The 16,439-nt window shown below is 55.3% G+C and carries 20 protein-coding genes; 12 read left to right on the top strand and 8 right to left on the bottom strand.

Annotated features, from left to right (window positions below):
* Positions 1 to 226: 226 nt before the first annotated feature.
* A complete protein-coding gene (merF, locus tag ACXAGA_RS05885) occupies positions 227 to 568 on the top strand; it encodes a mercury resistance system transport protein MerF (protein ID WP_306345409.1) in 342 nt (113 codons plus the stop codon).
* On the top strand, positions 544 to 768 hold the full coding sequence (locus ACXAGA_RS05880) for a GDCCVxC domain-containing (seleno)protein (protein WP_076400265.1): 225 nt from the start codon (positions 544 to 546) through the stop codon (positions 766 to 768). The genes merF and ACXAGA_RS05880 overlap by 25 nt, the downstream gene beginning before the upstream one ends.
* Before the next feature lie 66 nt (positions 769 to 834).
* On the opposite strand, the gene ACXAGA_RS05875 is transcribed toward ACXAGA_RS05880, so the two are convergent.
* The 4 genes from ACXAGA_RS05875 to ACXAGA_RS05860 all read right to left on the bottom strand — a co-directional run bounded on the left by ACXAGA_RS05875 (position 835) and on the right by ACXAGA_RS05860 (position 3,593).
* Positions 835 to 1,386: a methyltransferase family protein gene (locus tag ACXAGA_RS05875; protein ID WP_025054181.1), complete on the bottom strand. Its 552-nt coding sequence runs from the start codon at positions 1,384 to 1,386 to the stop codon at positions 835 to 837.
* The gene (locus tag ACXAGA_RS05870; protein WP_025054182.1) at positions 1,386 to 2,303 is read right to left on the bottom strand and encodes a cation diffusion facilitator family transporter; all 918 of its coding nucleotides are present in this window, start codon (positions 2,301 to 2,303) and stop codon (positions 1,386 to 1,388) included. The genes ACXAGA_RS05875 and ACXAGA_RS05870 overlap by 1 nt, the downstream gene beginning before the upstream one ends.
* Entirely contained in the window at positions 2,293 to 3,063 is a 771-nt protein-coding gene (locus ACXAGA_RS05865; RefSeq protein WP_475116570.1) for a transglutaminase-like domain-containing protein, read from the bottom strand. Before ACXAGA_RS05865 ends, ACXAGA_RS05870 begins: the two co-directional genes overlap by 11 nt.
* Positions 3,064 to 3,164: 101 nt before the next feature.
* On the bottom strand, positions 3,165 to 3,593 hold the full coding sequence (locus ACXAGA_RS05860; RefSeq protein ID WP_025054184.1) for a MerR family transcriptional regulator: 429 nt from the start codon (positions 3,591 to 3,593) through the stop codon (positions 3,165 to 3,167).
* A gap of 172 nt (positions 3,594 to 3,765) precedes the next feature.
* On the opposite strand from ACXAGA_RS05860, the gene ACXAGA_RS05855 reads away from it, so the two are divergent.
* The 9 genes from ACXAGA_RS05855 to lspA all read left to right on the top strand — a co-directional run bounded on the left by ACXAGA_RS05855 (position 3,766) and on the right by lspA (position 9,656).
* Positions 3,766 to 4,356: an SCO family protein gene (locus ACXAGA_RS05855; RefSeq protein WP_037969025.1), complete on the top strand. Its 591-nt coding sequence runs from the start codon at positions 3,766 to 3,768 to the stop codon at positions 4,354 to 4,356.
* Between the two features lie 2 nt (positions 4,357 to 4,358).
* Entirely contained in the window at positions 4,359 to 4,784 is a 426-nt protein-coding gene (locus ACXAGA_RS05850) for a disulfide bond formation protein B (RefSeq protein WP_025054186.1), read from the top strand.
* A complete protein-coding gene (locus ACXAGA_RS05845) occupies positions 4,781 to 5,440 on the top strand; it encodes a DsbA family protein (protein ID WP_025054187.1) in 660 nt (219 codons plus the stop codon). Before ACXAGA_RS05850 ends, ACXAGA_RS05845 begins: the two co-directional genes overlap by 4 nt.
* Positions 5,441 to 5,465: 25 nt before the next feature.
* Positions 5,466 to 5,927, top strand: a complete 462-nt coding sequence (locus ACXAGA_RS05840) for a copper chaperone PCu(A)C (RefSeq protein ID WP_025054188.1) — start codon at positions 5,466 to 5,468, stop codon at positions 5,925 to 5,927.
* A complete protein-coding gene (locus ACXAGA_RS05835) occupies positions 5,927 to 6,550 on the top strand; it encodes an SCO family protein (protein WP_025054189.1) in 624 nt (207 codons plus the stop codon). The genes ACXAGA_RS05840 and ACXAGA_RS05835 overlap by 1 nt, the downstream gene beginning before the upstream one ends.
* Positions 6,551 to 6,804: 254 nt before the next feature.
* Complete coding sequence (locus tag ACXAGA_RS05830; protein WP_231725199.1) at positions 6,805 to 7,920, top strand: M23 family metallopeptidase; 1,116 nt, start codon at positions 6,805 to 6,807, stop codon at positions 7,918 to 7,920.
* Positions 7,921 to 7,923: 3 nt separating this feature from the next.
* Positions 7,924 to 8,373, top strand: coding sequence for a DUF411 domain-containing protein (locus ACXAGA_RS05825; protein ID WP_025054191.1), 450 nt, complete (start codon positions 7,924 to 7,926; stop codon positions 8,371 to 8,373).
* A 26-nt stretch (positions 8,374 to 8,399) separates the two neighbouring features.
* Positions 8,400 to 9,182: a ZIP family metal transporter gene (locus tag ACXAGA_RS05820; RefSeq protein WP_025054192.1), complete on the top strand. Its 783-nt coding sequence runs from the start codon at positions 8,400 to 8,402 to the stop codon at positions 9,180 to 9,182.
* A gap of 6 nt (positions 9,183 to 9,188) precedes the next feature.
* Entirely contained in the window at positions 9,189 to 9,656 is a 468-nt protein-coding gene (gene lspA, locus ACXAGA_RS05815) for a signal peptidase II (RefSeq protein WP_025054193.1), read from the top strand.
* On the opposite strand, the gene ACXAGA_RS05810 is transcribed toward lspA, so the two are convergent.
* From ACXAGA_RS05810 to ACXAGA_RS05795, 4 genes are all read right to left on the bottom strand, one after another.
* A complete protein-coding gene (locus ACXAGA_RS05810; RefSeq protein WP_037969026.1) occupies positions 9,647 to 10,156 on the bottom strand; it encodes a L,D-transpeptidase family protein in 510 nt (169 codons plus the stop codon). The genes lspA and ACXAGA_RS05810 overlap by 10 nt on opposite strands.
* 66 nt (positions 10,157 to 10,222) lie before the next feature.
* Positions 10,223 to 12,565 (bottom strand): heavy metal translocating P-type ATPase, encoded by a 2,343-nt coding sequence (locus tag ACXAGA_RS05805; protein ID WP_025054195.1) that lies wholly within the window; start codon positions 12,563 to 12,565, stop codon positions 10,223 to 10,225.
* Between the two features lie 585 nt (positions 12,566 to 13,150).
* Positions 13,151 to 13,813, bottom strand: a complete 663-nt coding sequence (locus ACXAGA_RS05800) for a L,D-transpeptidase (protein ID WP_025054197.1) — start codon at positions 13,811 to 13,813, stop codon at positions 13,151 to 13,153.
* A gap of 627 nt (positions 13,814 to 14,440) precedes the next feature.
* Positions 14,441 to 15,229, bottom strand: a complete 789-nt coding sequence (locus tag ACXAGA_RS05795) for a nuclease-related domain-containing protein (protein ID WP_475116569.1) — start codon at positions 15,227 to 15,229, stop codon at positions 14,441 to 14,443.
* Positions 15,230 to 15,997: 768 nt separating this feature from the next.
* Here ACXAGA_RS05795 and ACXAGA_RS05790 point away from each other — a divergent pair.
* Positions 15,998 to 16,435: a c-type cytochrome gene (locus ACXAGA_RS05790; protein ID WP_475116568.1), complete on the top strand. Its 438-nt coding sequence runs from the start codon at positions 15,998 to 16,000 to the stop codon at positions 16,433 to 16,435.
* Positions 16,436 to 16,439: the final 4 nt, after the last annotated feature.

The following is a 16,439-nucleotide window of genomic DNA, read 5'->3' as shown; positions in this document are numbered from 1 at the left end:
CGGTGGCGAACTCTGGCGTTGCTTCCAGGCTTGTGATGCCCTTCGCAGCACTTCTGGCGCTGTTTTCGGCGTCGTGCTGTGTTTTGCCTATCGGCCTTTCGATACTGGGCCTAGGTGGTTCATGGCTCACCATGCTTGGGCCATTCGTCGCTTACCGGGACTTCATTCTTGTCGGAGTCGCGATTGCCCTCGTTTGGGCATGGTATCGGGTGCTTCGGCGCAGGCCATGTGCAACGCGCAGGCGGTCCACAATCGTCTGGACTACAGTCGCGTCCATCGCCTTTCTGGTCGCGCTATCTTCGCCCATGTGGGAAGCATCCGCACAGCGTTTTATGTGGGATTTGTGGAGATCGACACAATGAAGAACAAACTATTGGCCCTAGGAGTGGGTGGCACGATCTTGGCCGCGCTCTGTTGCTTCACACCGTTACTGCCGGTCGTACTGACAGCGCTTGGCCTGACGGGCTTACTTGGCGTTGTTTACAACGATGCCGTTTTGCTGCCGATATTGGCAGGATTTCTAATTCTGACGGGGTACGCGCTATGGCGACAGAAGAAACAAAAGTAGTGCTGCAATCTACTCTCACCTGTCCAAATTGCGGACACGTCGAAACTGAGACTATGCCGACAGATGCTTGCCAATGGTTCTATGAATGCAAGTCATGTCAGTCAGTCTTGAAACCGCTCGAGGGGGATTGCTGCGTCTATTGTTCTTACGCAACTGTTCCATGTCCGCCGATTCAAGAAGGTAAGTCCTGCTGCGCCTAGGGGCGATTCAGGCCTCGCGCAGCTGAAGGGTCAACGAACCTTCGAAAAGCCTCTTAGCGAGGCGGCTCAGATAAAACGACGGGTTGACGCCATATACTCTTCAAAATCAGACCCGTATTGCTTCTTGAGCCACGGTTCTTCCGCGAATGGCGCAGCTACCAAAACCAAGATCGAAGCCGTTCCAATAATGAGCGTTGATGGTGCTGCAGAAAGTATCATCCATCCACCAACAATCGCGATATCGGCCAAGTACTGAGGATTGCGAGAGTAACGATACATGCCAGCGGTCCTCAGCGTACCTTTCGCGCCGCCCGTTTGCGGAACCCCGAAATGAGCGACTTCAGACCAGACGACAACATTGCCGAACACAATGAGCGGTATCCCGACCCCGAAACGCAGCCAGGTGGGAAACGCCAGATCACCCCAGCCCAAGATGCCAAGCATGATCAGAATGCCAAACAACGAAAACGTTGGCACCCAGACCAGAATTGGTGTGATCGACGTGTAGCGCTTGGGCGGCCAGATACGACGCTCGGGGAAAGCGATTGACCAAAGGATCGAAGCAAGTGTCAGCGCAGCAATTCCCAGACCTAAGTAAATCAAGATGACTTCTATCATTATCTGGTCTCCTCATGCCCATAGAGCTGCGCTCCATCGTGTGCATTCCCCAGATCCTCCAATTCGAGAGTGGAGTGCCGGATGCCGAACTCTTCGGCGAGGCGCGCTTTCACTGCCGCTTTGATCCCTTCGCCGAATGCGCCATCAGCGGTCACGACATGGCAATCTAGCGCCGCCTCATTCTCTTGCATCTGCCACAGATGAACATGGTGGACATCATGCACACCATCGACGTCGCTGATTGCAGCAACAACGGCATCATTGTCGATGTTGGGTGGGCTTCCGAGCATCAGGATACGAATAGGGCCACCGATTTCGGTAACTGCAAGGTAGAGGATGTAGAGCGCGATGCCGATCGTGATCGCCGGATCGACCCACCACATGTTATAGAGCAGGATGAGCGAGCCGCCGATAATTACGGCAACAGAAGCCAGTGCGTCAGACAGGTTATGCAGGAAGAGCGCCCGAATGTTGACGCTGCCCTTTTGCATCGAATAGGTCAGCAGCGCTGTCAACGTGTCCACGACCAGCGCCACCGAACCAAGGATCACTACTGTCCAACCGGCCACTTCGGTCGGTTCGATCAAACGCATTCCGCCTTCGTAGATGAGATAGAAGCCAACGAGGATGAGGGTGGTGTAGTTGATCAAGGCAGCCACAACTTCGATCCGGCCATAGCCGAATGTCATGCGCTCGTCCGCAGGGCGTCTTGCGATTTTCCGAGCTGCAAAAGCGATCACCAAGGATGCCATGTCTGAGAAATTGTGGAGCGCATCTGCAATAAGCGCGAGGCTGCCCGACAAGATCCCGCCGACGATCTGCGCGACCGTCAGAAGCGCGTTGGCCCAGATCGCGATAGAGACACGGCGGTCGCCAGAAGCGGGATCAATATGCGCGTGACCGTGATCATGAGGCATGACGGGACTCCTCGTGCTTATGATTGGGCAACGCCAAGCCAGGTATTTGCGGCACGTTACCGGACCTGATCCGCCGCACGCGGGTATTCATCCAATGGCGTATGATATGGCGATACAATATGCCCTTTACGAAGCTAAACGACTGCTGATGAGCGGCGTAGAACTCGTCGGGTGCGTCGAAAGTGCCAAAGTCCTGAGCGATGCCTGTCTCCTGGATGTAGGTATCGCCCCCTGTCCATTCTACCGGCGGAGCCTGCAGACAATCGGTTCCCGCCCCATAACCGCAGAGGCTGGGTGAATCGGTAATTGCGGATTGGAGCGCCAATAGAAACTCTTCATCCAGAATGAACCCTTCGAGGTTCGCCCAACCCATCTCGGTCTCCACCTCAACCCATGAGTGGACGATCTCATTGGGGGCAAGAGGATAAACGAGCTCTGGTACAACGCCCCGTTGCAGTTCTTTGTGGATCGTGAACCCGTGAAGGCGACACCGCACACCTACCGCGCGCAACAAGGCCATAAGTAACGTGCCCTTGGTATTGCACTGACCAAAACCGTCATCGAGGACGTCGGCCGCCGGGATATCGTCTGCGCGGTTGTACCCAAAGGCAATTTCATTGCGGACAAAATCGTAGACGGCGCCGATCCGATCATGTTGGGAAAGGGCTTTCCACCCTCGGTCCTCGATCAGTTGTGTAATCGACGGGTGGTTGAAGTTTAGGATTGGGGTTGCTGCCAACAGCCGATCACCAGCGCTCATTTTTATCTCCTCGAATCGCCTTTGAGATAGATGTAATTGCTACAGTGACTTTAGGTTCAAGTGTTCTCTTCGTTTTAGTAGCTTGAGAGCCGTGGAAACGGTTAAGCCCCTATTTCATTGTGATCGGTCAGGCACTCAGAATGATCGCGCAAAACCTCGAGAACCTTGCAGTCCGCTGTATTGCCTCCGCTGCATTCGTGGATCATGCGCTTTAATTCTGTGCGCAGCGCTTTCAGCCGATCCATTTTTAGTTCTACCTGCTTGAGTTGCCGCCGGGCGATGGAATCCGCCTCATGGCAAGAGCGGTCGGGATTATCACTGAGATCGAGAAGCTCGCGGATCGCTTCAAGGGGAAACCCCAACTGGCGTGCGTGCCGGATAAAGGACAAGCGGTCAACTTCCGCATCCCCGTAGCGCCGCTGCCCGCCTTCGGTGCGACCTGGTTCGGGCATCAGGCCGATCTGTTCGTAATACCGGACAGTCTGAACTTTTGTTCCGGTCTTCTTTCCCAAACTTCCAATTGTCAGCATGTGACCTCCATATCTATAGCGTTGGTAGCTATAGCTATTGGCATCCGCAAGCCAGCACCCTAATCACAGATCCGTGACACGCCGCCGCAATGCCGAAAAACAACTTGAACCTCTAGCAACTAGAACATTTAGACCGCTTTAAAAATGGGCGGAATCGGGCGCAATACAACCAATGAAATTTTCTACGTTACAAAAAATGCTTTGGGGACTTACCGCGATCGTGGTTGTTGGGTCCATTTTTTTGCAGTTTTCTATCAGAGAAGAACAGCGCGCTGATGCGCCCGCGTTCCAAGCTGACTTCGAACTGACCGATCACCGAGGCATAGTGCAGACGGACGAAGACTTCGCAGGGCGCTGGTTGCTCGTCTTCTTCGGCTTTGCGAATTGCCCCGATGTGTGCCCCACGACCTTGGCAGAGGTTGCCGCTGTCATGGATGCGCTCGGCTCCGATGCCGCCAAAGTCCAGCCGCTCTTTATCTCGATTGACCCCGAACGTGATACGCCCGAAAAACTGGCAGAGTTCGTTCCGGCTTTCGAGGCAGATATAGTAGGCCTCACCGGCACGGCCGATCAGATCAAGCGAACATCGGAAACCTTCCGCGTGTACTTTGAGAAGATCGAGGAAGCCGCTTCGCCCAATGGATACACGATGGGACATTCCTCCCAGCTGTTCCTATTTGATCCCCAAGGCGGATATGTCGGGGCTTGGACATATGGCACATCAGCTGAAGAGATTGTTTCCGATCTAAGGGCGAGGATGTAGATATGAGCCGAGTGATGGCAAAAGATTCGGCTCTTGCCGCCGCCTGGATCGTGGCTTTGGGGAGTTCCTTAGCAGTGCTCTATATTGGTGAGGTTCTGGGTCAGGCACCTTGCAATCTGTGCTGGTTTCAGCGCGCTTTCATGTTCCCCTTAGTAATCGTTCTTGGCCTCGGTCTCTGGTGGGAGGATCATCGGGTCGGCCGCTACGGCGTTGCGCTCGCCATTGGCGGGGCCGCCATCGCGCTTTGGCATCTTGGACTTTACACAGGCATCCTTCCGGAACCCATCAAACCCTGCACCGAGACTGGCCCGTCTTGTACCGGCGATAACCAGTTATTCCTTGGCGTCCCAATTCCGCTCTTGGCGCTCATAGCCTTCGCTCTGATCGCACTCTTTTCGTTAATCTCCCTGAAGGAGCCCCGCACGTGAAAAGTAAATCAATCGTTCTAGTCGCATTAGCTGCAGGTCTCGCAATATTTGCGGCCGCTGCCTGGAATCAATCCCGCACTGCACCAGTTGCCGTGGTCGAACCGCTTCAATCCGAGCAAACAGAGGCGCTGATGCGTCCCTATTCTCCCATCATGGGACCCGAGGACGCCCCCGTCACAATCGTGGAATTTTTCGATCCCGCCTGCGAAGCCTGCCGTGCTTTCTATCCGATCATAAAGGACATCATGGCTGAGCACGGCGATCAGGTTCGCGTCGTTCTTCGATACACCCCGTTTCATGGCCCGGCGTCAGAAGAGGCGATCAGGGTAATGGAAGCGGCACGCATGCAGGGTGTCTTTATCCCGGTCAAAGAAGCGATCCTAGAACAACAGCCACGCTGGGCGTCGCACGGTGAACCTGCGCCGGGTTTGCTCCTTAGTATTGCGGAACAGGCTGGCCTTGACGTTGAAGCGGCCCAAGACCAAATGAGGGCGCCGCAAACTGTTGCAATCCTTAATCAGGACCGCGCAGACGTTGAAACGATGGAGATCCGTGGCACCCCCACTTTCTTTGTAAACGGCAAACCTCTTGATCCCTTCGGCGCCGACGAGTTGCGCGCCCTCGTTGCTGCGGAAGTCGCTGCGCATGAATCCTGAACAATTGGCTATTAGGAACAAACCCATGAAATCAACTGCCTACATCGCCATCGCATTCAGCCTCTTAATTGGGTTGCCCGCCTCTGCTGTGGCGGATTCCGGCGACATTGTAGTCGAAGACGCATGGGCCCGCGCTTCTATCGGCACCAACCGCCCAGGCGCAGCTTACATGATCCTGCGCAACACGGGTTCTGACCCGGTGACATTGGTCGGGCTGGAAACCCCATTGGCCATGATGCCGGACATCCACGAAACCACGACTGATTTAAATGGTGTCAGTTCCATGGGCCCTGTCGGTGAAATCACCATTCTTCCGGGCGAAAGTGTTTCGCTGGAACCGGGCGGCATGCATGCCATGTTGATGCGCTTGCAAACCAAGATGGTCGAAGGGGAGACCTTTCCGCTGACACTGAACTTTGCTGATGGCGGGACGCTGAACGTTGATGTGCCTATTCTTGGCATTGCCGCCCGCGGGCCGGAGGGCTGATGAACCGGCGCACGCTCCTTACTTTTGGCGCAGCCGTGAGCGGCGTTGTTGCGCTAACGCTGTTCATCGGCTGGTGGCAGGTTGATGGGCCGGGTGCGCCTGAGCCGGTGGCTCAGCGACCTTTGCCGCTTACCCAAATGGAATTCCAGATGACCAACCAGGACGGGGCAACCGTTGGACCTGCGTCACTTATCGGTAATCCATCAATGGTGTTTTTCGGCTTCACATATTGCCCTGATGTGTGCCCCACCACATTGTCGGACATCTCTGGTTGGCTCGACGATCTTGGCGATGAGGTTGCGGACCTGAATGTCGTATTCATCACGGTAGACCCAGAACGCGATACCGTGGACGCCATGGCCGACTATATCAGCTATTTTCACCCTGCCATCCAAGGCTGGAGCGGAACGCTGGATACGACGGCACGGGCAGCGGCGGGCTTCCGCGCACGATATGAAAAAGTCGCCACGGAGGGCGGCGACTATGCAATGAACCATACGGCAAGCGTCTTTCTCTTTGATGCTGAGGGGCAGTTTTCCGGCACGATAGATTACCATGAACAACGGGAATTCGCGGTGCCAAAAATCCGCCGCGTCCTGACAATGGAAGAAGAAACATCATGAAGTTGAGGTATCCTGCCTTTGGTGTCTTAGGCGCTACTTTAGTCCTAACGCTAATCTTGGCATCCCAGACCAACTGGGGAACGTCCCGGGCACCCGATGCAATTGCTGTGGCGTCGAATTGGCAGCCCGTTCCCTTGCGACAGCCATCTATGTCGCTGCAAACGGAGGCACCCTCCTGGAGCACGATTGCGGCAGCTGACAAAGTCATTTGGTCCTCAGAACCGCCGGAGCCCCTAGCTTACGACAGAGCATTTTTGGAAACGGCCTCGCCAGTGGTATCCTGGTCGGGCACCTTGTCCTCGGGTGAAACCTTAGATGCATTGCTGTCTGCGGCGGGCCTTTCTGCTGGTGATCGCGCCGAAGTAGCTCTGGCCATGGCGGCAGAATATGACCTGCGCAAGCTTAGACCCGGATATGGCATCGAGATTGAAACTTCCGTTTCCGGATCGCTGAGACGAGCCGTATTGTCTGTTGACGAAGGCGTCCAAATCGAAGCGGTTTTCACAGATGAGACCGCCACTCGGAGAATACTGCCTGAGCCTGATTTGGTGCTGCGGGCGGCAGATACGACGGTGCAAAACTCGATTTCGGCAACTCTTGCATCGGCAGATGTTCCCGCTCGGTTTGCCGTAGACTTGGCTGAGATGTTGGGGGGGACTGTAGACTTCCGGCGTGATTTGAAAGGCGACGAACCGTTGCAATTGATGTGGCGTGAAGCCAGGCTCAGCGACCAAATTATCGGACAACCTCACCTGTCCTTCGCTGCGCTGACCATCGACGAAACCCGTTATGAGATCGTGTGGCCGGACGACAACTCTGGAAACGCGACAATTTTTGTCGATGGAGAAGTGTTGCGCGTGTTCGCGCAGCCTGTGAAGGGAGCGCGGTTGAGTTCGGTGTATGGCAACCGCAGACATCCGGTGTATGGAGATGTGCGCATGCATACAGGGGTCGATTTTGCAGCTCCGCATGGGACGCCCGTTTATGCCACCGCACCTGGAACTATCTCCTTTGTTGGCCGACGCGGCGGCTATGGACGCGTGGTCGAGATCGCGCATGGCTCGGACACTATGACCCGCTATGCCCATCTGAGTTTCGTGCCCGACGGTCTTTCGGTCGGAGATAGGGTTACAGCGGGTGAGGCTATCGGTCGCGTTGGCGCGACAGGAACTGCGACGGGTCCAAATCTGCATTATGAAGTGCGGGTGGATGGCCGACCCACAGATCCAATGTCGGAAGAACGGCTTGCCGAAGCGGCAAACGCAGAAGGAACCAATCCAGACATTGTAGCACGTCTTCATGAGAGCCGGGCCCAGTTTACTGGATTACTTGATTCGGATGTCGCTCAAACGATGTCGGAAAGGCTTTAGATAATGAAAAAACTCTCACTCTCCGCCTTGCTCACGCTCGCATTGGCTGGGCAATCGATTGCCCAAACGACCCCAATTGAAGTCGTTAAGACGAATGGTTGCGGTTGCTGCCTAGCGTGGATGAAACACCTCGAAGAAAACGGCTTCGAACCCACAGGTGAAGATATGTTTGCGGGCCTTTTTGTACGCTTCAAACTCGATAATGGCGTTCCGCAAAGAATGGTGTCCTGTCACACGGGTCTGGTAGAGGGCTACGTGATCGAGGGCCACGTGCCAGCAGATGATATTCGCAGGTTACTCAGCGAAAGGCCGGACGCAATAGGCCTCGCGGTGCCGGACATGCCACTTGGCTCACCTGGTATGGATCAGAGCCGCTGGCGTGAGGCCTACGACGTGTTTCTCATCAACAACGACGGGTCGACAGAAGTCTTCTCAAGCTATTCTGGCGATTGAAGCCATTTGAAACGAAAGATCTGAATTTGGACACTCTCTCCCCTATTATGCTCGGATTTCTGGGTAGTCTTGCCGCAGGCTCAATGACGGCCATTGGCGCAATACCCGTGCTTTTTGGTCGCGTGCCGTCTCGCGCTACCCGAGACCTGTCACTTGGTTTCGCGGCGGGCGTGATGCTTGCTGCATCCTTCTTTTCGCTGATTATTCCTGCTCTTGATGCGGCTGAATTGCGATATGTGAACGAGGCAGCACCGGCCGCAATTGTGTGTATTGCGATCCTTCTTGGGATGGGTGCCGTGGCACTCATGAACGAGAAACTACCGCATGAGCATTTCAGCACAGGTCGCGAAGGGCCTGAGGCAGCATCGCTCCGCAGGGTGTGGTTGTTCATCATCGCCATCACGATCCACAACTTTCCCGAAGGGCTGGCGGTGGGCGTCGGCTTTGGCGCAGACGGTGTGTCAGGCGGTATGCCGCTTGCCATCGGGATCGGGCTGCAGAATGCGCCCGAAGGTCTGGCCGTCGCGGTGTCACTGCTCGGCGAAGGGTATTCGAAAGTCCGGGCTTGGGGGATCGCCGCATTAACTGGCATGGTTGAACCCATTGGCGGACTTTTGGGTGCGGGGATCATCACGATCTCGGAACCGCTTCTCCCTTGGGGTTTGGCGTTTGCGGCAGGCGCGATGCTCTACGTTATCAGTCACGAGATCATTCCTGAAACCCACCGAAGCGGTCATCAGAACAAGGCCACGCTCGGCCTTGCGATCGGCTTGGTCATCATGCTGTTTTTGGACGTCTGGCTCGGGTAAAAAACGATGAAGATATTCATCCTTCCCGGCCTGACTACAGTGTTGATCGCTCTTTTCGTGGATCAAGTCACGAAGTTCTTTGTCATGGACAACGCATCCTCGTTTGCCACCGGCATTCAAATCTTACCCATTTTCGACCTTGTGTATGTTCAAAATGATGGGGTTAGCTTCGGGATGTTCGGGGGCATGCCTTGGTGGGGACTGTCGGCATTGGCGCTCGTGATATGCACTGTTCTCGGCGTGATGCTTTTTCGCAGCGACAATCACATCGAAGCTGTCGCGCTTGGTGCTATCATTGGCGGCGCACTCGGTAACGTCGTAGATCGCTTCCGATTTCAAGCCGTTACCGACTTTCTGAGCTTCCACATCGCTGGCCTGTATTGGCCGGCCTTCAACCTTGCCGATGTATTTGTCGTGTGTGGCGTGGGGGTACTTTTGTTGTATCCGCTGCGGAGGGCACGTTTTCAGGCATAAATGTCGATGGGCGTTCCATCGCGCACCATGGCATAAATCTCTTCAATCTGCCGATCGGTGACCGCAATACATCCTGCGGTCCAGTCCTGCTTATTTGTCGGATCAATGCCCCGCCTCGGGCCACCGTGGATAAAGATATCACCCCCTGGAGACCGGCTCTGAGCAGCCGCGAAAGCACGGTCTTCGGCATTGGGGTAAGAAATGCCTATTGAGAGATGAAACAGGCTCTCCGGATTTCGGCGATCGATGGTGTAGGTTCCTTCGGGCGTGCGTCCGTCGCCCTCGAATTGCTTGTGTCCTTCGGGGGCAAAACCAAGCCCGACCGGGAAAGTGCGCAACACACCCTGCGCGCCATCGAGAACGAGCAGTCGTTGAGATTTGTAGAGGCGCAGGCGTGTCACATCAGGGCCAGTGTACGACCTGAATTTGTTGGCGCATCCGGCCAAGAATGTAGCCACCGCACCAGATAGGAAAAGCCGTCTCGGTAATCTTGTTATCATCACTGCCCTATGCCTCTTCTTTGGAGGTTCGTTGTGCCTATCGGATACAGCGTTGCCTTTCACCGATCAATGGCCGTGTGCCAGCGCGCCTTTTGCCATTTCCTCGCCAACTTGCTCTCCGCTGCGCGGTCCTTGGTCGCCGTCGCGTGCTCCTATCAATCGCAAGGCGTTGGCGACAACGAGAAGCGAGACCCCGACGTCTGCCGCAATCGCGCCCCACATGGATGCCATACCGAAGGCAGTCGCCACGACGAAGACGGCCTTGGTTGCAAGGGACAGCCCGATGTTCTGTTTGATGATCGACATGGTCCTGCGCGAATGCCCGATCAGCCATGGAAGTTTGCCAATATCGTCCGTCATCAAAGCAATGTCTGCCGTTTCAATCGCAGCATCCGACCCAACTGCGCCCATTGCTATGCCGTAATGCGCACGCGCCATTGCCGGTGCGTCGTTCACTCCGTCCCCGATCATCGCGACGGTCGTATATTGCGCCACCAGTTCTTCGATGGCCGTGACCTTATCCTCGGGAAGGAGTTCGGCCCGCACCTCATCTATGCCCACCTCGGCAGCCACTGCTCTTGCCGTGGCCGCGTTGTCGCCGGTCAGCATCACGATCTTTTTGACACCTTGTGCGTGCAAACGCGCGACAATGCCCTTGGCATCTGGCCGGATCCGGTCGCGCAGTTCGAGAACGCCGTTGACGCCGTTTGCATCACCGATCGCCACAAGCGTGCTTCCAGCGCCTTCGATCTGATTGCGCAGATCAGCCGGAATATTCCCGCCAAGACCCTTTTCCTCGGCAAACCGGTCTGAGCCGAGCCAGATGGACTGACCGCCCATTTGACCCTCAAGGCCGCGCCCAGGGACGGTTCGGGTATCCTCGGCGGCGACGATTTTTATTCCGTCCCGCTCTGCACGGCCAAGGATAGCCCGTGCTAGAGGATGTGAGGAACGCGCTTCGAGGGCCACGGCCCGTGCCATCAATTCGGCTTCGGTTGTGCCACCAAGCGGATAAATGGCCGCAACCTCGGGCTCACCCATGGTGATCGTACCGGTCTTGTCCATTGCCAACGCAGTGGTGCGCCCGGGGGCTTCGACATAGGCCCCGCCTTTGATCAGCACACCATTTCGGGCGGATGCCGCAAGCGATGCAACAATGGACACTGGGGTCGAGATCACCAAGGCACATGGACAGGCGATGACCAGCAAAACCAGCGCGTTATAGAACCAAAAGCCCCAGTCGCCGCCCGCGACAAGTGGCGGGATTAAGGCAATGAAAATGGCAAACACCATCACAACTGGAGTGTAAATGCGGGCGAACTTTGTCACCCATTGTTCGACCTCAGCGCGACGCGAATGTGCATCGCCAACCATGCGAATGATCTTGGACAGAACCGTGTCAGACGCGGCCATCGTTGCCCGTACGGTCAACGTGCCCTCACCATTGATGGTGCCCGCGTAAACATCGTCGCCCGCCTCTTTTGGCACCAAAGCGCTTTCACCCGTAATGGGCGCCTGATCGACAGCTCCCGCCCCGCCGACAACTTCTCCGTCCAGGGGAATGCGGTCCCCACCGCGCACGATGAACTTGGTTCCGACAGCGACGGCCGCGGCGGGAATATCCGTCTCAGACCCATCCTCGTTTATTACCCGCGCCGTCGCAGGCGCGAGGTCGAGAAGCGCCGAGACAGCATTGCGTGCCCGCCCGACGCTCCAGCTTTCAAGATAGAGCGAGAGTGAGAAGAAAAACGCAACAGTTGCGGCCTCAAAGAATTCTCCAAGCCCAATGGCACCGGCAACGGCAACCACCATCAACAGGTTCATATCAGGAGAGATCCGGCGCGCAGACGACCATGCTTTAGGTGCCACCAGCCACACACCGAATAGAATTGCGCCAGCGAACAAGGCAACCTCCGCCATTGGCATCGCGGATTCCCCATGGCCGGCAAAGATGCCGATGGCCCCGCCAATCCCGGTTTCAACGAGGTGGTAAATGAACCCCGCCGCCCAAAAGCCTCCGCTCAACATCGTAAACTGCTTTTGTTTCTTCAAATGTGCAGCCTGATCGGCGCTGGCGTCCTCGGCATCCCACGGCTTAGCCGTCATGCCTGTTGAAGCAACCAAATCAATAATCTGTTTCGACGACGGGTTCGTCCCACCATCCAGAACCGTCATGCGCGCGTTGATAACATCAAAGGCGAGGTACTCCGCTCCACCGACCTTTGGTCCGACGACGCGGTTGAGGATCGAGACCTCTTCCGCGCAGTCCAAACCGCTGACGTGGAAACTACGCCCGTCGGAGGCGCTGACTTGCGTTGGCGGAACAGCATCACCACCGTAGCAACTTGTGCCTGTATCAGGCGAAGAAGCGGCATGATCGTGATCATGATGAGCAGCATCGTGTGGCATGAGTTATCCTCAGATTCGCGACTATTTTGATTAGGATACGAGCTACAGCAACTAGAGCTTCAAGAAGAAAAATGACAACGCGTCCGATTTTCGTTTGAACCGCGAAAACCTGCCTCAAATAGTCACCTTCGAACATCGCGCCGGAGCAAGTTTTGAGGCCGACGGCGGGAAAGCTTGAATATCGTATGGCTTTCATCATATCAGCGAAGCAACAATATTCAGGTAAATGGAGCCAAAAGATGATCAAGCGAAGTGCAGCCGTATTCACACTTATACCGCTCGTGAGCGCTTGCGCGGTCACCATGACCGAGCCTGAAGCCGCAAGCCCGACACGTTCTATACCTGAGGAAGTGATTGCAATTGCAGGGCCCAATCAGGACATTATGTCGGCCTTCCTGCGCCCCGACGACAATTGCTTTTGGTACATGCACAATGGCCCGGTTGAAAGAACACCTCTGCCACTCAGGACCTCTGATAGCCGTCACATTTGCATTCAACAGCCCGCTGAGACGTAACAACGAAAACGGCCCTAAATTCATCAGAGCCATTTTCATTCGTTTGCTGTGATCGACGATGCTTTGACTGTCAGCTAGTTGAGAGCACGCTATCCGAAGCGGAGTAAAGATATACAGTCGAACCCATTTCGACATTTGGATAAAGCGCATTGATATGCGCCATCACCATCCGAACACAGCCTGAACTCGCGCGGCCCCCAATCGATCTGGGGTGAGGCGTGCCATGAATACGTAGATACGTATCACGCTGGCCCACGTAGAGGTAAATCGCACGGGAGCCGAGGGCATTTGTCGGACCTGGCTCCATGCCGTCAGCCCACTGGGCGTTCACAGGGTCACGCTCGATCATTGATTGGGTGGGTGTCCAATGCGGCCACTCAACCAGACGGCGCACCGTATAGGTGCCCGGTTCATAAAGATTGCCGCGCGCAATCGCGACGCCGTATCGCATCGCCGTGCCACCTTCTTCGATGTGGTAGAGGTATCTTGCGACAGCATCGACGTGGATATCGCCAGGCACCAGCCCATCCCGCGCCTCGACCCGTTGCGGCAGGAAACGCGGTGCAAGATCCCATGGGTTAGATGTCTCAAGAACGAAGTTTTCTGGAGTAACTTGCGCGTCCCAGGTAGCCTTTTGCGACGCAGATGGCCATGTGTTGGCGAAAGCGGGCGACGCCAGCGGGGCTGAAAAAAGAGCAGTCGTGGTTGCGATGAAATGGCGTCTTGTCAACATGTTGAACTTGTCTCCGTCCTAATAGTCAATTTGCGTATTATGTGCCGCATGCTCCATAAGACAGGTACAACCTACACCAACTGGAGGTTCAATAAGAATCTTCGCTTCACACAAATTCGTGTATTTGCATTTGCGTACTGACAACATTTTGTCACGCGACGGAGGCCAGCAAGCAGTGGCCGCTTTCGGGAAAACTCGGCGGCGGCGTGAGCTTCCCCTTAAATCGGGGCTGAAAAAGGTCGAACGACAGCTTTGTGCAGCGGATTCAGGTCATTTGCGTGGCGTGCAGAATCTAGGACTCTGGGCTCAATCCAGACCTTCGCTGCGTCACCACAATCCTGCCCAACGGCCTCAATCCGACCGACACGAACGGCCCAAAACTAGCATTGGCCAAGCTAGTAATCGAAGGGACTTAGCTCTAGCAAAGTGGTCGCCCATGCGTCTCGCAGCATTTAGCGATAGCCATGGTCCGAAGTGCCGACCGAAACAGACGACGGCGCGATACTGCCATATGGCCCGTTTTCAAAACCCTCATTCACAACTCCAATCGGCGGTGATTATGGGAAAGCAGCTGGTCGCATGAACCTGCCGCCTGCTGGATACCAGTGAAAAGCAATCCCTTTGATATCAATCCACGGTTCGTGTGCCCCTACACTTTGGAAACTTCACACACCCCCAAAATGGATCACCCGTTTTTCGATTTGCGCGCTTTACCATTTCACCTCCACATTTCGGGCAGGAGGCTTGGCTCAAGGGGGCGGAGGGTCCGTTAAATTGTTTGATTGATTTCGCCGCTAATTTCTTCTCAAGGTTCTGCAAGTGCTGACTGCGAACAGCGCTATTGTTCTCCAATGCCTGACCTCGCAGCTTTGCGGCAAAAGCATTCAATTGGATGTCCGAAAAGATGATCTTTCGTCGCGCACCGATCAGCTTGCCTAGGTCACGCAACCCCCAAGCAACGTTTTGCGGCATGTCGGATTTCGGTTCGGCGCTACCTGTGAATACAACAAAGTTGTGTAGGAACTTTGGGTCGACTTCCAAGATGCTCTCGACGGCTTTGACGTGAGCATGGTTCTGCCGTAGCGGATTTTGGAAGCTGCGGCGTTTGCCACCTTTCTGCACTTGCGTCCATTTCGGTTGATCCGCACTACCAAAAATCCAACCAGACATGTTCTTGGTTTCGATCACGAATATCCCAAACCGCGAGAGCACAAGATGATCAAGTTGGGTCGTGCTGCCTGCGAGCGGCAGGATTAAATCTGACAGAACTCGATACTCGCTTTCATTCAGAACCGAGGACAGCGCATTGTGAACGCGGCGCTCGCCTCTTGCGCCTTTTCGCTCAGGCGTGTTGTAGCTCTGCTCGGCGGCGCGAATTGCCGACCTAACAGCAGATTTCAACAAATATTTAAACATCCCAAGCTCATGACTTTCCTCAATATTGGTACCGTCTAGCACAGCCCTATACTCTACACGACAACTTGGTTCAAAGTATGACAAATCATGTCCGTCTTGGGCTCTTTCCGGCTGGCCTCAGCTTCGCGGCACCATGATCGATCGACCTTCACCACCCGATCAGGTTCGGCCCAAAGCTGCCGTTAAGCCCGTGGCCGACCTCCGCGTGGCAGCTTCACCAAACCGGACATTCGTCCATCGCGCAGCGTCTGCAATGGAACAGCTGTGCGTGGACGTTTAGTGACATTTCCCAATTTTGTGATCAATACTACGACCCGTTGACCGTGTCTGATAATTGTGGCCCTATTTGGTGATCCAATTGACAGGACAGGTTGTGCGGTTTTTCTTTCCCATTCTGCTGATCGTGACGTCGGCTATGCTTGTTTTGCCGAGCATGACCCAGGCGTACTCAGTGCATGGCATGGCGATGAGTGATTGCGATGCCTGTCCTGATCATTCGCATGACATCGGTGACGCTGCGGAGCACGGGATGGCCTGTTCGAAAGGGCACTGCGGCCCGTTCAATGCGATGGTTCCCAATGTGGAGACATGGTCGTCTGAGCCGATAGCAATTGCCCATCCAACGCAGGTAGCGCCGATTTGGCAAAGCTTAGGGTTGATATCCGACCTGCCACCTCCACGTATGTGAGTTTCTGAAATTAAGCGGAACCGAGCTGGTTCCATGACTTTTCAATCCTGCATCACTGCAGGGTAATTCAGGACATCATCATGAAAAAACTATTCATTGGAGGCGCTGCCATCGCAGCACTTTCCGTCGCTGCATATGTAGCAATTCCCAACCCGCCATCACCCTCGACAGCGGAAACTGCGCTTCCTCTGGAGGGAGCACCACTTGTCAACATTGAGGTACCTGATCAATTGTCATCACAGGCGCAGCTCGGGAAAACGGCCTATGACGCGGTTTGTGCCACCTGTCACGGCAGCAATGCGACGGGCAAGATGGGCTTTGGGCCGCCGTTGATCCACCCCATTTATGAACCCAATCATCACGGCGATATGGCGTTTCAGATGGCCGCTCAGAATGGGGTCCAAGCGCATCATTGGCCGTTCGGGAACATGCCTCCACAAGCGGGCGTGACGACCAGCGATGTGAATGCGATCGTCGCCTATGTCCGCGAACTGCAGCGCGCCAACGGTATCAATTGAGGGT

This window comes from Marivivens sp. ABH4_498, assembly GCF_056160585.1.
This window is presented reverse-complemented; position numbering and strand designations above follow the sequence as displayed.

What these genes read in the sequence shown, in the direction of transcription:
- merF (WP_306345409.1), top strand. Translation starts at nt 227, where the DNA reads ATGTGCAACGCGCAGGCGGTCCACAATCGTCTGGACTACAGTCGCGTC.
- ACXAGA_RS05880 (WP_076400265.1), top strand. Translation starts at nt 544, where the DNA reads ATGGCGACAGAAGAAACAAAAGTAGTGCTGCAATCTACTCTCACCTGT.
- ACXAGA_RS05875 (WP_025054181.1), bottom strand. Translation starts at nt 1,386, where the DNA reads ATGATAGAAGTCATCTTGATTTACTTAGGTCTGGGAATTGCTGCGCTG.
- ACXAGA_RS05870 (WP_025054182.1), bottom strand. Translation starts at nt 2,303, where the DNA reads ATGCCTCATGATCACGGTCACGCGCATATTGATCCCGCTTCTGGCGAC.
- ACXAGA_RS05865 (WP_475116570.1), bottom strand. Translation starts at nt 3,063, where the DNA reads ATGAGCGCTGGTGATCGGCTGTTGGCAGCAACCCCAATCCTAAACTTC.
- ACXAGA_RS05860 (WP_025054184.1), bottom strand. Translation starts at nt 3,593, where the DNA reads ATGCTGACAATTGGAAGTTTGGGAAAGAAGACCGGAACAAAAGTTCAG.
- ACXAGA_RS05855 (WP_037969025.1), top strand. Translation starts at nt 3,766, where the DNA reads ATGAAATTTTCTACGTTACAAAAAATGCTTTGGGGACTTACCGCGATC.
- ACXAGA_RS05850 (WP_025054186.1), top strand. Translation starts at nt 4,359, where the DNA reads ATGAGCCGAGTGATGGCAAAAGATTCGGCTCTTGCCGCCGCCTGGATC.
- ACXAGA_RS05840 (WP_025054188.1), top strand. Translation starts at nt 5,466, where the DNA reads ATGAAATCAACTGCCTACATCGCCATCGCATTCAGCCTCTTAATTGGG.
- ACXAGA_RS05835 (WP_025054189.1), top strand. Translation starts at nt 5,927, where the DNA reads ATGAACCGGCGCACGCTCCTTACTTTTGGCGCAGCCGTGAGCGGCGTT.
- ACXAGA_RS05825 (WP_025054191.1), top strand. Translation starts at nt 7,924, where the DNA reads ATGAAAAAACTCTCACTCTCCGCCTTGCTCACGCTCGCATTGGCTGGG.
- lspA (WP_025054193.1), top strand. Translation starts at nt 9,189, where the DNA reads ATGAAGATATTCATCCTTCCCGGCCTGACTACAGTGTTGATCGCTCTT.
- ACXAGA_RS05810 (WP_037969026.1), bottom strand. Translation starts at nt 10,156, where the DNA reads ATGATAACAAGATTACCGAGACGGCTTTTCCTATCTGGTGCGGTGGCT.
- ACXAGA_RS05805 (WP_025054195.1), bottom strand. Translation starts at nt 12,565, where the DNA reads ATGCCACACGATGCTGCTCATCATGATCACGATCATGCCGCTTCTTCG.
- ACXAGA_RS05800 (WP_025054197.1), bottom strand. Translation starts at nt 13,813, where the DNA reads ATGTTGACAAGACGCCATTTCATCGCAACCACGACTGCTCTTTTTTCA.
- ACXAGA_RS05795 (WP_475116569.1), bottom strand. Translation starts at nt 15,229, where the DNA reads ATGTTTAAATATTTGTTGAAATCTGCTGTTAGGTCGGCAATTCGCGCC.
- ACXAGA_RS05790 (WP_475116568.1), top strand. Translation starts at nt 15,998, where the DNA reads ATGAAAAAACTATTCATTGGAGGCGCTGCCATCGCAGCACTTTCCGTC.